This is a genomic window from Micromonospora sp. NPDC004704 (assembly GCF_053601675.1).
In genome coordinates, this window is sequence record NZ_JBSGCD010000019.1 from 102,324 (window position 1) to 116,773 (window position 14,450).

The window sequence follows — 14,450 nt, forward strand, 5'->3', positions numbered from 1 at the left end:
AGCCGGCCCGATGAGCGGCGAGGTGCTTTCCGCCTGCCTGTTCGGCGTACCCGGATCCCACCTCAACCTCGGCGTGGGCGCGCTGCGCGCGGCCACCCTCGGCGGGTTGCTGGCCCGGGAGCCGCAGGCCGACGTCACCGTCTTCGACGACGGCTGGGGCCAGCGGGCCGGGCACGCCTTCGTCGGCGGCCGACCGGTGTCGATCTCGCTCGCCGGCGCCCGGCACTCGCGCCGGTACCACCGCCCCGAGTCGTACCTGAACATGCGGGTCAGCGCCGCGCTCGGCGGGTTCGGCAACTCCGGAGTGGCGAAGATCGACCGGGCCGACGTGGTGCTCGACGTCAGCGGCGGGGACAGCTTCAGCGACATCTACGGCGAGCACCGGTTCCGTACGGTGGCCTGGCCGAAGCGGCTCACCCTGCTGCGCCGCCGCCCGCTGGTGCTGCTGCCGCAGACCTACGGGCCGTTCCGCTCGGACCGGATCCGGGCCGAGGCCGCTGCGCTCATCCGGGGGGCCGCGATGGCCTGGGCCCGCGACCCGGAGAGCTACGTCGCCCTGAGCGACCTGCTCGGAGCCGACCTCGACCCGACCCGGCACCGGGAGGGGGTCGACGTGGCCTTCGCGCTGGAGCCGCGCCAGCCGGACCAGCCCGCCCTGGACACCCTGAACCGGTGGTTCGACGCGGCCCCCGGTCCGGTGATCGGGATCAACATCAGCGGCCTGATGGCCCGCGCCGAGGGCCGTACCCAGTTCGGCCTGGCAGCGGACAGCGCCGAGGTGGCCCGCCGGCTGTGTGAACGCCTGCTCGACGAACCGGACACCCGCGTGATCATCGTGCCGCACGTGCGCAGCCCGCACGGTGCCGACGACGACACCACGGCGAGCGAGCGGCTGCACGCCGCGCTGGTCGGCAGGTACGGCGACCGGATCACGGTCAGCCCGGCCGGTCTCGACCCGCACCAGAGCAAGTGGGTGATCGCCCGGACCACCTGGTTCTGCGGGATGCGGATGCACGCCACCATCGCCGCCCTCTCCTCCTGCGTACCGGTGGCGAACATCGCGTACAGCCTGAAGGCGCGCGGGGTCTTCGCCAGCGTGGGCCAGGAACGGCACGTGGCCGACGCCCGCAAGCTCGCCGACGACGACCTGCTCGACGCGCTGTGGAGGTCCTGGACCTCCCGCGCCGAGACCGCGGTCGAACTCACCGAACGGATCCCGGCGGCGATCGGTCGGGCCGGCGAGCAGATGGACGAGATCGTCGCCGTCGCCCGCGCCGAGCGGGCCCGGCGTACCACGGGAGCGCGCCGGTGAGCCGGCCGCAGACCGTACACGACGTCGCCGCGCACAAGCTCTGCACCGGGTGCGGGGTCTGCGCGTACCTCGCCCCGGACGAGATCCGGATGGTCGACGTACTCGACCAGGGGCGCCGACCGATCCCGATCACGCCCGTCGGCGGCCCGAGCACCGGCGCCGCCGCCGCGCTGGCCTGCTGCCCCGGCGTCAAGCTGGAACACGAGGCGAGCGCGCCCGCACCGGGTGAGATCCCCGAGCTGCGGGCCGCCTGGGGCCCGGTCCGCAAGATCTGGGAGGGGTACGCCGGAGACCCGCAGATCCGGTTCGCCGGGTCCAGCGGCGGGGTGGCCACCGCGCTGGCCGCGTACTGCCTGGAGTACGAGGGGATGGCCGGGACGCTGCACATCGGCGCCCGAGCGGACGTGCCGTACCTGAACGAGACCCGGTTGTCGCGCAGCCGCGACGAACTGCTCGCCAACGCCGGCTCCCGGTACGCCCCGGCCAGCCCGGCCGACCGGCTGGACCTGATCGAGTCGGGCGAGACCCCGTCGGTGTTCATCGGCAAGCCCTGCGACGTCGCGGCGGTACGGATGGCCCGCCGGGTCCGGCCCGCGCTGGACGCCCGGGTCGGGCTGACCATCGCCGTCTTCTGCGCCGGCACCCCGAGCACCGAGGGCACCCTGGAGATGATGCGCAAGCTCGGGGTGACCGACCCGGACCGGGCGGAGTCGGTGCACTACCGGGGCAACGGGTGGCCGGGGCTGGCCCGTACCCGGATGGTGGACGACCCGCCGGGGCAGGAGCGGACGCTCACCTACGAGCAGTCCTGGGGCGAGATCCTCCAGAAGCACCGGCAGTGGCGCTGTTACCTCTGCGCGGACCACACCGGTGAGTTCGCCGACGTGGCTGTCGGTGACCCGTGGTACAGGCCGACCGGCGACGATCCGGGGCGCTCCCTGGTGCTCGCCCGCACCGAGCGGGGCGTACGCCTGGTCGAGGCGGCCATCGCGGCCGGTGCGCTGGTGCTGGAGCCGGTGGCGGCCGAGATCCTGCCGGCGTCGCAGCCGAACCTGCTCCGGGCCCGTGGTGCCGTCTGGGGACGGATGAGTACGCTGCGCGCCGCCGGCCTGATGACCCCCCGGCTGCGCCGGCTGCCGATGGCCCGGATGTGGTTCCGGCACCTCTCCACCAGGGAGAAGCTCCAGTCGACCGTCGGTACGGTGCGCCGGATCAAACGCAAGCGGCTCCGCGAACCGGCCGACCTGACCCCGTACCGGGACCAGCACCGCTCGTTGCACGACTGACCTGCTCGTTGCACGACTGACCTGCTCGTTGCACGACTGAGCGGACGGGTCAGCGGACCACCGGCTGTCCGCTGTCGAACCAGACGTTGCTGCCCCGGTCCCAGGTGATGCCGGCCTGGTCGGACCGGGCGATGACGCCGAAGCGGAAGTCGCGCCCGAACCGGTTGCCACGGATCACGATGTTCGACCCGACCAGGTCGTCCCTGACCCCGATCGAGTAGTTGCCACCGTTGCAGTAGTTCTCCTCGACCAGCAGGTTGTTCACCGAGTCGCTGGTGGTCGAACCGATCATGATGCAGGCGTTCGACGGGTCCTTGGTGTTCGGGTCGTGCGGTTCCAACCGGTTGTGCCGGACCACGATGTTGCTGCCGCCGGTGGTCTGGAGGGTGTCGTTGTGCGAGTCCGGCACCCGCGACAGGTCGTGGATCCAGGAGTCGATGATGGCGGTGTTCGCACTGAGCCGGGGACCGTCGATGACGTGGTGGATGTTCACCCGGCGCAGGGTGTAGTTGGCGCAGCAGACCGCGGCCGAGTTCTTCCCCATGCCGTTGATCTCCACGTTCTCCACCACCAGGTCGCTGGCCGTGTCGTAGGTCCGGATGGAGAAGGTGGAACTGTCGCAGGTGATCCGCGAGTTCCGGATGGTCACGTTCCTCGCCCGTACGGTCACGCACCCGGTGATGTCGAGGTTGCTGATCACCACGCCCGGCTCGCGCAGGTCCAGTGAACTGGACGGCCGCAGCACCGTCCCGGCAGGTACGCCGGTGGTGTCCGGTCCCGGCCAGTAGCTCATCGGGGTGGGCGCGCCGGTGACGCTCTCGCCCGCGGCCGGTGGGTCGGTGTCGAAGTCCATCGGGCTGGGTGCGACGGTGGCCGGCTTGCGCTCCTCCCGGGCGAAGGGTCGGCCGTTCGCGGTCGAGTCGAGGATCGTCGCGGGCGCGTCGGCGCGCTGCTCGAACGCCTGACGGCACCCGTCGACCCGGACCCGGACAGCCGAGTAGCCGCCGGGCACGATGCCGTCGGTCCGGTTGTCGGCGCAGTCGATCCGGGTGTCCTCGATGACGGTGTTGCGTACCCCGTCGCGGATCCGAACGGCGGCAGCGCCGCCGGCACGGATGGTGATCCGCCGGAGGGTGACGTGGTCCGCCGCGATCTCGACCGGGCGGTTGATCGTCTGTCCCCAGAGGACGGTGTTCGGCTGGTCCAGCACGAGTGGTCCGTCCCGTCCCGGCCCGGCGAGCGTGACGATCAGGTAACCGGTGCCGATGACCACGGCGAGACAGATCCCGATGACCACCACGAGCAGGGGACCGCGCCGGGGTGATCGCGGCGCCGGCTCCTCCGGGGGTGCCGGTGGTAGCGATTCGACACCGGTCATCAACGCCCCCCTCAGAGATCAAGAATGATCCTACAAGCGGGTGCGGAAGTGAAGGAATTGTTGATTCTGACAAATTGTGGACAACAATCGCGTTCGCTCACCCCGTCCGTTGGCGGGTCACCTCCGCTGCTGCCGCGGCAGCACCACCTCCCGCAGGATCAGCTGAATCGCCGCCACCGCCGGGATCGCCACCAATGCGCCGATCACCCCGAAGAGAGCCACCCCCACCAGCGCGGCGACGATGGCCGCCACGTCGTTCACCTTGACCGAGCGCTCCATCACCTTCGGGTAGATCAGGTAATTTTCGAGTTGCTGGTAGATGACGAAGAAAACGAGACACGCGATTCCCGCCGGCAGGTCGGTGGCGAATCCGACCAGGCTGACGATGACCGCGCCGAGGGTCGCACCGATCTGCGGAACCAGGTCGCAGACGGCCACCACGACGGCCAGGGCGAACGGGTACGCCAAACCGACGATCATGGCGAAGACGAAGGTGCAGAGCCCGGCGAGTACGGCGATCGCCAGCGCACCGACCATGTACGCGCCGACCTTGGCCAGGATCTCGTCGGTGATCAGGGTGACCCGGTTCCTGCGGCTGGCCGGCACCAGGGCGTACCCGAGCGTCTTGAGCCGGTCGAAGGCGGACATGAAGTAGATGGTCAGGACCAGCACGGTCAGCACGTTGAAGATGGCGCCGAAGATGAACTGGGCGCCGCCGAACACGCCGCCGACCGCCTGGCTGATCGTCTCCGGGTTCGCCGCGGCCTGGATCCGGTCCATCAGGTCGTACCGCTCGACCAGGTCGTTGACCGTGGCGTTGCGCCGCAACTCCTCCACGTACGTCGGGACCTGTTCGAGGAACTCACCGGTCTGGGTCACCACCGGCGGGACCAGCGCGAAGATCCCACCGGCGAGCACCAGCAGCACGGTCGACGCGACCACGGTCACGGCGAGCCCGTGCGCCAGCCCCCAACGGCGCAGTCGGGCCACCGCCGGGTTGAGCCCGATGGCGAGGAAGAGCGCGATGAAGATCAGGATCAACATCGAGGCCGCACCGCGTACGGCGAGGAAGGTCGTGTACGCCACGACCAGGCCCAGGCCGCCGGTGAACCCGATCAGGAAGCTGTTGCGGCGCAGTGGTCGACCGGGCTGCCCGTACCGGCCACCGGGGGTGTGTTCGGGCTCCCCGGGTTCGTCCGCCCGGCGCTGCTCCGGGGGCGGTGCCGCCCGTTCGACCTCCGCCGTCGGCTCTTCGACCGCCACCGGCCCCTCCCGTACTCGACCTGTCTGCCCTGGGAGGTTATCGGCCGGTTCGATCACACCGGCGGCGAGGGCTGCTCCGGCACCCGACCCCAACTCCGGGCGGTGTCCGCCGCCGCCATCCCGGCCAGCACGAGCATCGCGCCGGTGGCGATGGCCACCGGCGGCAGGAAGATCATCCCCGGGGTCATCAGGCCGAGGATCAGCAGCGCCACGATCCGGGACAGGGAGACCCGCCCGAACACCTCGTACTCGAACCGGGACCGCCCGACCAGGAACAGTGCGGGCCCTCCGAGCAGCACCAGGACCATGCCCCAGCCGGTGTTCCCGACGGGGTCGTGCAGGACGATCTCGAAACCTGCGGCGGTGACCACGATGCCGCCCACCATGGCCAGGTGGGTGTACGGCGCGACCTGGAAGAACCGTCGGGTCTCGACCACCGACCCGATGGCCAGCGGCAGCACCTCACCGGCCCGGTGGGAGTAGATCCGCCAGAGAAGCAGGGTGGTGGTGAACGAGACCACGAATCCGAGCGAGCGGCCGAGGTCGAACTCGGTCCGGCTGAACGTGAGCCCGATGACGAGGATCGCGTCGCCGAGGGCGATGATGATGAACTGCTGGTACCGCTCGGCGAGGTGTTCCGCCGTGACGTTGTACTGGGTCTTCGGCAGCCGGCCGAGCAACGGCGTGGGATACCCCAGGCTGAACGCGCCGTAGTCGAGGGCCAGCGCCAGGGCCCAGAGCCCGGCCCGGCTGGTCTCGCTGTCCACCAGTCCGCCGAGGATCCACGGTACGGCGGAGAGGGCGAACCAGAAGAAGATCCGGATCGCCCGTCCCTGCGCCTGCTGACCGCGTAGCAGCGGCACCAGGAAGAGCCCACGGCTGAAGTGGATCCCCACGTAGGCGCAGGCGAAGACGAGGCCGTACTCGGTGAAGGCGCGGGGCAGCGTGGACGCCATCAGCAGGCTGCCCAGCATCACCGTGACCGTGATGAGCTTGATCGAGATCTGCTGCGGGTCGTACAGGTCGGTGAGGAACGCGGTGATCGACCAGACCCACCACATCGCCATCAGCAGCAGCAGCGACTGCAACGCCCCGATCCAGGTGTGGTGCGCCGCGAGGTGACGCGAGATCAGGGCCAGCGCCACCACGTACACCAGGTCGAAGAAGAGCTCCAGCAGGCTGACCCGGCGGGATCCCTCCGGGTCGCGCTCCAGTGCCGCCTTGGTGCTGACCCTCATCTCGGTGCTGCGTTACTCGGACTCGACCGAGACCTTCTGCTCGGCGTCCACCGAAACCTTCTTCGGTTTCGCACTCCGCTCGTCCGTGGTCGGCTTGGCGGCGTGGTCGTCCGTGGTCGGCTTCGCGCTGAGCTTGCCGCTGTCACCGGTGCTCGTGATCTTCGTGGCGGTCGCCTCCCGGCCACCCTCACCGGGCACCGCCGCCACCGTCGGCTCGCCGTTCACATCGCTGGTGATCGCGTCCGCGTTGACCGGAGCCTCCGCCGGAGCGGTGGGACTGGTCCGGGGAGCCGGCCGGTCGACCGCGCTGTCCGCCGCCCGCGCCACGTCGGCGCCGGCCTCCACCACGAGCTGCTCGGCCTCCTCGGCCGACCGCTGGGTACCGGTCAACCGCTGCTGCTCGCCGGCGAGCTGCTGATTCGCCTCGGCCAGCCGGCGCTGGATGTTGTCCGACTCCTGCCGGGACGCCACGGTCTCCTGCCGCAGGTCGGCAAGCTGCTGCTGCGCCTTCGCGATCTCCTGCATCACCTCGGCGAGCTGCTGCCGTCCGGCGGCGGCCTCCTGCTGGGTGGTGGCCAGGTGCTGCTGGGTGGTGGCGAGGTGCTGCTGCGCGGTGGCGGTGTACTCCTCGAACTGCCGCCGGGACGCCGCGGCGTGCTCCTCGGCCTCCTGCCGGGCGGTGGCGAGGTGCTCCTCGGCCTGCCGCTGCACCTGCGTGGCGTGCTCGTCGGCGGCGCGGCGGATCTCCTCGGCCTCCCGCTCCAGCTCCGCGCGCTGGGTGGCGTGCTGCTGCTCGATGTTGGTCCGCCACTGGGCGAACTCCTGCTCCGAGGCGGTACGCCGGGCGGCCAGCTCCTGCTCCGCGGCGCTCCACCGGCCGGCGATCTCCTCGTCGATGGTGGCCCGGCGCTGTTCGATCTCGTGGTCGACGCTGGCCCGCCAGCCGTCCAGCTCACGCTGGGTCTGGGTACGGACCTGCTCCACGTACGCGTCGGCGTCCACCCGGGACCGCCGGACGATCTCCGTGGTCTGCTCGGTGACCCGCTGGGCCTCCGCCTGGGCCTTGGCGTGGGCGGCCTCGCCAACCTCCCGCAGCCGGGCACCCTCCTCCCGGCCCTTCGCCACCGCCGTCTCGCCGGCCTCGCGAAGCTGGGCGGCCTGGCGCTGCGCCTCGGCGAGCGCCGCCTCGCCGTCCTGTCGGGCCCGGGTGAGCAGTGTCTCGCTCTCCTGCCGGGCCTTGGCCAACTGGGCTTCACTGTCCTGCTTGGCCTTGTTCAACGCGGCTTCGCTGTCCTGCTTGGCCTTGGCCAGGGTGGCCTGGGCGGCCTCGCGGAGCCGGGTGGCCTCCTGCCGGGCCTGGGTGAGCGTGGTCTCCCCGTCCTGGCGGGCCTTGGCCAGGTGGGCCTCGCTGTCCTGCTTGGCCTTGGCCAGGGTGGCCTGGGCGACCTCGCGCAGCCGGGCCGCCTCCTGCTGGGCCTTGGCGAGCATCGACTCGCTCGACTGGCGGGCCTTGGTCAGGGTCGCTTCGCTCTCCTGCCGGGCCTTCGCGAGCGCCGCCTCACCGTCCTGCTTGCCCTTGAGCCGGGTCGCTTCGCTCTCCTTGCGCGCCTTGGCCAGGGTCGCTTCGGCTTCCTGCCGGGCCTTCGCCAGTGCGGCCTCGCCGGCCTGGCGCAGTTGCGCGCCCTCCCGGTGCCCCTGCTCGTGCGCCGACTTCCCGGCCTCCTGGAGCCGGGCGGCCTGCTCGGTCGCGGCGGCCACAGCGGCGTCCACCTTCGCCTTCCGGGCCGCGGCGGACTGTTCCTCCTCGCGCCGGCGGGAGGAGAGGGCGAGTTCGAAGTCGCGCAGCGCGGTGGCGGCGTGGTCGCGTGCCTCGGTGAGGATCCGGTTGGCCTCGCCCCGGTGCTCCTCGGCCTCGCTCGTCGCCTGCGCGAGAGTGAACTCGGCCTGTTCGTGGGCGAGGGACAGGATCTGCCCGACCACCGGGCCGACGTGCAGCAGGGACGCCTGGTCCACCGTGCCGGCCTGGCGGCGTACCTCGGTGAGGTCGCGTTGCAACTGCTCGACCTGACCGGCGAGCTTGTGGATCTGGGTGAACGCCTGTTCGCGTTCGGCGGCGAGAGTCGTTATCTCGTTCTCCGCGCGGATGACGTACCGGTCCACCTGTCGTCTGTCATAGCCTCGCAGGGCCGACTCGAAGCTGGGCTCCGTAGCCACTTCCCCACCAAGGGCGAACAGTTCCTCGCCGTGCGACATGTCCCCATCCTCACATGCGCTGTGGCGCGGCGCGGCGAATACCGTCCGGCCCGATGGGATGGAAGCAGGTACTTCCTAATTGTATGGGGTGTCCGTTTCGTTGGAGTAGGCCGGGGTTGATCCACTGACCTGTGCCGGAGTCCGGACAGGCCGCAGGGCCGTACCGGCACAATCCGGTACGGCCCCGCGCACTCTCCTGCCCCGCTCGGCGGGTCCCACCCGAAAACGGGTCGGACCCGGACCGACAATCTGCCCGACGAACCCGCGCCTGACGGAACCCGGTCAGCTCGCGGCGTCGGCGGTCTTCCGCTCCTCCGCGTCGTCCGTCTTCGCGGCCGCGGCGGCGGCAGCCGGTGCCACCGGCACGATGCCGGCCAGACCGGAAAGCATCTGCCCGAGCTGCGAGGTGACCGCGTCCTTCTGCCGGGTCAGGTCCTCGACCTCGCGGCGAGCCGCCTGCGTGGTCAGGTCCGCCTCGGTACGCGCCTCGTTCAGTAGCCGGTTCGACTCCGCCCGAGCCTCGTTCAGGGTCTTGTCGGCGAGCGCCTTGGCCTTCTCCACCGTCTCCTGCGCGCTGCGCTCGGACTCGATCCTGCGCGCCTCGGCCCGCTGCTCGATCTCCTTGGCCCGCTCCTGGGCGGCCCGCGCCCGCTGCTCGGCCTCGCCGACCAGCTTCTGGGTCTGCGTCACCTGGGCGGCGTGCCGCTCGGACTCCTCGCGCTCGGACTTCTCCCGGCGCTCGGCCAACTGGAGCTCCAGCGCCTGGAGGTCCTTGTCCCGCTTGTCCCGGGCGTCGGTGAGCAGCTTGGTCGCCTCGGCGCGCTTCTCCTCGGCCTCGCGGGCCGCCTTCGCACGCTGCTGGGTGATCTCCCGCTCGGCGGTGGCGCGCAGGGTGGCGACCTCCCGCTCGACGGTGGACTTCAACTCGGCCACCTCGTGCGCGGTGACCGTACGGAGCTGCTTGGTCTCCCGGTCGGCGTCGGCGCGCAGCGTGTCCGCCTCGCGGCGGGCCTGCACCCGGACCTCGGCGGCCTCACGCTCGGCGGTGGTACGGACGGTGCCCGCCTCCCGCTCCGCGGTGGCCTTCATCGCGGCGGCCTCGGCCCGCGCCTTGTCGGTGATCTCGCGCGCCTCGAGCCGGGCGGCGGAGAGGATGCCCTCGGACTCGCGCTTGGCCTCGCTGCGGTGGTCGTTCGCCTGTTCCTCGGCGAGCCGGAGGATCTGCTCGACCCGGGTGCCGAGCCCGGAGAGGGTGGGCCGGCTGTTCTCTTCGAGCTGCTTGTTGGTGTCGGTGAGCTTCTGCTCCACCGAGGTCAGCCGTTGCTCGGCCTGGCGGAGCCGACGCTGGGCGTCGTTCATCCGCTGCTCGGCCTCGGCGCGGGCCTGCTCGGACTGGGCCAGCGCCGCGGTCAGCCGCCCGAGGTGGCCGTTGACCTGCTCGCGGTCGTAGCCGCGGAGGGCCACCGTGAAGTCGGGTTGCGAGTTCGCGTTCTCGAAGAACGTAAGAGGGGAGGACTGCTGCTGGGGCATTGGGACATACTGGCAGACACACCGGGGTCCTTCGCAAGAGCTGACCGGCGTTATCACGCCCCGTTCACATGGTCAACGAGGAGTCGTCGGCCTGGCGTACCCTGGTGTGATCTTGGCAGCTCCCGGGGCCGCCGCCGGCCGTCGCGCCGCCCGCGCGACGACCGAACGCACCGGTCGTCGCTCCTTTCCCGAACGACGCGCTAACCGCTTCCCGAGTACGTCGCGACGATCGAATGGGCGCGGATCGAAGCGGACGAAAAGCAAATCCCCGCCCCTCGAAATGGTCGTCGAGGCGATGTCGTGGATAGCACTGCGTAGCCGAACCGGTGGCGCCGACGCGGACCGGGCGATCCCGGTCAACGGCCGGCGAGTCGCGCGACGATCGGAGCCGCGGCGTCGAGGTTGCCGCCCAGGTGCAGGTAGTTGATGCCGAACCGCTCGCGGAGCGCGAACAACCGGTCCACGCACTCCGGCACGGAACCGTGCAGCACCGACGGCGAGGCGGCCAGCGCGGACGGATCGGCGAGCGCGGCGTGACTGGAGGTGGACCGGTGCTCCACCCCCCGGTGGGTGACCCGGACGTCGAACATCCGTAGCTGGACCTCCAGTGCCGCCGGGTCCCGACCGGCCGCGACCGCCGCGTCCCGGGCCCAGGCGACCTTGCGGTCCATCCGCTCCGGACTCATCTCCGCCACCGCGGCGAGCGGATCGACGTCCGGCGCGAGCCTCGGGTTGATCCCGATGATGTCGGCGGTCCGCCCGGCCAGCTCCAGCACCCGGCGACTGCCGCCGCCGACCAGCAACGGTGGCCGGGGCCGCTGCACCGGCTTGGGCAGCCCGTCCAACTCGGTGAGCTGGTAGTGCCGGCCGGCGAAGCTGACCGGCTTGTCGCCGAACAGACCGGTGATCACCTCGATCGCCTCGGCCAGCCGGTCGACGCGTACGCCCGGCGGGTCGAACGGGAGGCCGGCGGCGTCGTGGTCGTCGCGCAACCAGCCGGCGCCCAGCCCCACCTCCACCCGCCCGCCGGAGAAGACGTCGAGGTTGGCCATCGACTTGTGCAGCAGCACCGGGTGCCGGAAGTCGTTGCAGAAGACCATGCCGAGCACCCGGAGCCGGGTGCTGGCCTCGGCCGCCACGGTCATCGCCACCAGCGGATCCATCGCCCAGCCGCCGGTGAAGTGGTCGGAGACCGAGACCGAGCTGAAGCCGAGCTGTTCGATCCGGCGGATCTCGTCGCGCCACTGCGGCACCGGCCGGTTCAGCGCCGGCATCGAGGCGGTGAACCGGAACGGCCGTGGCCCGGCGACGCCGGTACGGTCCGGAGGTGGGGGCATTCCTCCGACTGTAGGCGGGGCGCCGACCCGTACGCGCGGTCCGTGTGGCCAGGACCGAGGCCCAGTCGGATTCTCGACAGCCGGCCCCGAGCGGCCCCGAAGTCCTTTCGGCTTCGCCCCGGTGCGGCATACCGTGACCCCCGGCTGGGATCTCTTCGCAGGAGGCCGCGATGACGGTGGTGTACTTCGATTCGCCCATGTCCGACGACGAGCGGCGGCGCAGGCTCTTCGGCGGGGACCTGTTCGTCTACTCGCCCACCCCGCACTCGATGGCCCTGGTCGCCTTCGCGCGGGAGATGGCCGAGTCGGCGTTCGCGCCGCACTTCCCGCCGGACGCCCAGCACCACCTCTCCGGGCCCGAGTACGTGCAGGTGCTGGCCGACCTCAAGCCGACCTTCATCAACCACCCGCGCAGCAAGGAACTCGTCCGGGGCATGCTCGCCGACCTCGGCGCGGACGTGGAGCAGACCTACTTCGACGTGCCCCGGCTGCGGAGCATGACCAGCGAGTACCTCAACGCCGGGCTGACCCTCCAGTTCGAGTCGCACCGGGACACCTGGTTCTCCGCGCCGATGTCGCAGCTCAACTTCTGGATGCCGGTGTACGACGTCGAGGAGGCCAACGTGATGGCCTTCCACCCGCCGTACTTCTCCAACGGGGTGCGCAACAGCTCCCGCGACTACAACTACGCGCAGTGGGTGGCGCACGGGCGTACCGCCGCGGCGCAGCAGATCGACATGGAGACCCGCAAGCAGCCCGAGGCAGAGGAGCAGATCGCGCGCGAGCCGGACATCCGGGTGATCACGCCGCCCGGGGGCGTACTGCTCTTCTCCGGGGCGCAACTGCACACCACGGTGCCGAACACCTCCGGCAGGACCCGCTTCTCCATCGACTTCCGGGCGGTCAACCGGCGAGACGTCGAGCAGCGGGTCGGCGCCGAGAACGTCGACTCCGCCTGCACCGGCACCACGCTCGGTGACTTCCTGCGCGCGACCGATCTGGAGCCGCTGCCGGCCGACCTGATCGAGTCGTACGACACCGTGCCGGCCTGACCGGTCGCGGTAACCGCCCCGGGCCGTCCGGCTCCCCCGAACCGGCCCGGGGCGGTTTCACATCTCAGTGCCGGGCGGGCTCGACCAGTTCGACCAGTACGCCGCCGGCGTCCTTGGGGTGGACGAAGTTGATCCGGGAGCCGGCGGTGCCGCGCCTCGGGGTGTCGAACAGCAGGCGCATCCCGCGCTCACGGAGCGCCGCACCGGCCGCGTCGACGTCGGTGACGGTGTACGCCACCTGCTGCACCCCCGGACCGGACCGGTCGAGGAACTTCGCGATGGTCGACTCCGGTGACAGCGGCGCCAGCAGTTGCAGGTGGCCCCCGTCGGGGGTCGGGCCGACCTGGAGCATCGCCTCGCGTACGCCCTGTTCGTTGTTGACCTCGGTGTGTACGCACCGCATCCCGAAGACCCGCTGGTAGAACTCGATCGCGGTGTCAAGGTCGGCGACCGCTATACCGACGTGGTCGATACGTTGGAGGCCGATGCCTGTGATTTTGTCCGCAGCGGTCTCGACGGGGTGCTCTTCTGCCATAGCGCTAGTCTGGCCGAACAATCGTTAAGGTGCACGATCGGCCCACCCCTCGGAGGCGGAGAGTCATGGCTTCGGTGATCGTCAGCGGTGCGCGTACCCCGATGGGGCGGCTGCTGGGCAACCTCAAGGACCTGTCGGCGAGCAAGCTCGGCGGGATCGCCATCCGGGGTGCGCTGGAGCGTTCCGGGGTCGCCGCCGACCAGGTCCAGTACGTGATCATGGGGCAGGTGCTCCAGGCGGGTGCCGGTCAGATCCCGGCCCGGCAGGCCGCCGTCGAGGCGGGCATCCCGATGTCCGTACCGGCGCTGACGATCAACAAGGTCTGCCTCTCCGGCCTCGACGCGATCGCCCTGGCCGACCAGCTCATCCGGGCCGGCGAGTTCGACATCGTGGTGGCCGGCGGGATGGAGTCGATGACCAACGCCCCGCACCTGCTGCTCAACCAGCGCACCGGCTACAAGTACGGCGACGTGACGATCAAGGATCACATGGCGCTGGACGGGCTCACCGACCCGTGGGACTGCTGCGCGATGGGGGAGTCGACCGAGCGGCACGGGGTGAAGCACGGCATCACCCGGCAGGAGCAGGATGCCTTCGCGGTGGCCAGCCACCAGCGGGCCGCCGCCGCCCAGAAGAACGGCGTCTTCGCCGACGAGATCGTCCCGGTGGAGTTGCCCCAGCGCAAGGGCGACCCGCTGGTGATCAGCGCGGACGAGGGGGTCCGCCCGGACACCACCGTCGAGACGCTGGCCCGGCTGCGCCCGGCCTTCACCCCGGACGGGACGATCACCGCGGGCAGTTCCTCGCCGATCTCCGACGGTGCCGCGGCCGTGGTCGTGATGAGCAAGACCAAGGCGATCGAGCTGGGGCTGACCTGGCTTGCCGAGGTCGGCGCGCACGGCAACGTCGCCGGACCGGACAACTCGCTGCACTCGCAGCCGTCCAACGCAATCAACCAGGCGCTGCGCAAGGCCGGGCTCGGCGTCGCCGACCTGGACCTGGTCGAGATCAACGAGGCGTTCGCCGCGGTCGGCATCAAGTCCACCCGTGACCTCGGGATCAGCAGCGAGATCGTCAACGTCAACGGTGGCGCGATCGCCCTCGGGCACCCGCTCGGCATGTCCGGGGCGCGCCTGGTCCTCACCCTCGCCCTGGAGTTGCGCCGGCGCGGCGGGGGCACCGGGGCGGCGGCACTCTGCGGTGGCGGTGGACAGGGCGACGCGCTGATCATCCACGTACCGAGCGGTGCCGGCGAGCGGGAGTGAC

The 14,450-nt window shown here is 71.0% G+C and carries 11 protein-coding genes; 4 read left to right on the forward strand and 7 right to left on the reverse strand.

Features of this window, described 5'->3' with window-relative positions; genetic code table 11:
- The first annotated feature begins 10 nt into the window (after positions 1 to 10).
- Together ACWEFB_RS24165 and ACWEFB_RS24170 are read left to right on the forward strand one after the other, a co-directional pair.
- Complete coding sequence (locus ACWEFB_RS24165) at positions 11 to 1,312, forward strand: polysaccharide pyruvyl transferase family protein (RefSeq protein WP_452288866.1); 1,302 nt, start codon at positions 11 to 13, stop codon at positions 1,310 to 1,312.
- Entirely contained in the window at positions 1,309 to 2,598 is a 1,290-nt protein-coding gene (locus tag ACWEFB_RS24170) for a Coenzyme F420 hydrogenase/dehydrogenase, beta subunit C-terminal domain (protein ID WP_452288868.1), read from the forward strand. The genes ACWEFB_RS24165 and ACWEFB_RS24170 overlap by 4 nt, the downstream gene beginning before the upstream one ends.
- Positions 2,599 to 2,647: 49 nt before the next feature.
- On the opposite strand, the gene ACWEFB_RS24175 is transcribed toward ACWEFB_RS24170, so the two are convergent.
- The 6 genes from ACWEFB_RS24175 to ACWEFB_RS24200 all read right to left on the reverse strand — a co-directional run bounded on the left by ACWEFB_RS24175 (position 2,648) and on the right by ACWEFB_RS24200 (position 11,597).
- The gene (locus tag ACWEFB_RS24175; RefSeq protein ID WP_452288870.1) at positions 2,648 to 3,976 is read right to left on the reverse strand and encodes a hypothetical protein; all 1,329 of its coding nucleotides are present in this window, start codon (positions 3,974 to 3,976) and stop codon (positions 2,648 to 2,650) included.
- Positions 3,977 to 4,093: 117 nt separating this feature from the next.
- Positions 4,094 to 5,113, reverse strand: a complete 1,020-nt coding sequence (locus ACWEFB_RS24180; RefSeq protein WP_452288905.1) for an AI-2E family transporter — start codon at positions 5,111 to 5,113, stop codon at positions 4,094 to 4,096.
- A gap of 179 nt (positions 5,114 to 5,292) precedes the next feature.
- Entirely contained in the window at positions 5,293 to 6,477 is a 1,185-nt protein-coding gene (locus ACWEFB_RS24185) for a low temperature requirement protein A (protein WP_452288872.1), read from the reverse strand.
- Between the two features lie 12 nt (positions 6,478 to 6,489).
- On the reverse strand, positions 6,490 to 8,730 hold the full coding sequence (locus ACWEFB_RS24190; RefSeq protein WP_452288874.1) for a hypothetical protein: 2,241 nt from the start codon (positions 8,728 to 8,730) through the stop codon (positions 6,490 to 6,492).
- A gap of 282 nt (positions 8,731 to 9,012) precedes the next feature.
- Positions 9,013 to 10,260, reverse strand: a complete 1,248-nt coding sequence (locus ACWEFB_RS24195; RefSeq protein WP_452288876.1) for a cell division protein DivIVA — start codon at positions 10,258 to 10,260, stop codon at positions 9,013 to 9,015.
- 356 nt (positions 10,261 to 10,616) lie between these two features.
- Positions 10,617 to 11,597 (reverse strand): TIGR03621 family F420-dependent LLM class oxidoreductase, encoded by a 981-nt coding sequence (locus ACWEFB_RS24200; RefSeq protein WP_452288878.1) that lies wholly within the window; start codon positions 11,595 to 11,597, stop codon positions 10,617 to 10,619.
- 170 nt (positions 11,598 to 11,767) lie between these two features.
- Here ACWEFB_RS24200 and ACWEFB_RS24205 point away from each other — a divergent pair, with 170 nt between their 5' ends.
- A complete protein-coding gene (locus ACWEFB_RS24205) occupies positions 11,768 to 12,649 on the forward strand; it encodes a hypothetical protein (RefSeq protein ID WP_452288880.1) in 882 nt (293 codons plus the stop codon).
- 64 nt (positions 12,650 to 12,713) lie between these two features.
- On the opposite strand, the gene mce is transcribed toward ACWEFB_RS24205, so the two are convergent.
- Positions 12,714 to 13,184 (reverse strand): methylmalonyl-CoA epimerase, encoded by a 471-nt coding sequence (gene mce / locus ACWEFB_RS24210; protein WP_326562906.1) that lies wholly within the window; start codon positions 13,182 to 13,184, stop codon positions 12,714 to 12,716.
- Between the two features lie 65 nt (positions 13,185 to 13,249).
- Here mce and ACWEFB_RS24215 point away from each other — a divergent pair, with 65 nt between their 5' ends.
- On the forward strand, positions 13,250 to 14,449 hold the full coding sequence (locus ACWEFB_RS24215) for an acetyl-CoA C-acetyltransferase (RefSeq protein ID WP_326562907.1): 1,200 nt from the start codon (positions 13,250 to 13,252) through the stop codon (positions 14,447 to 14,449).
- The last annotated feature ends 1 nt before the right edge of the window (position 14,450 follow it).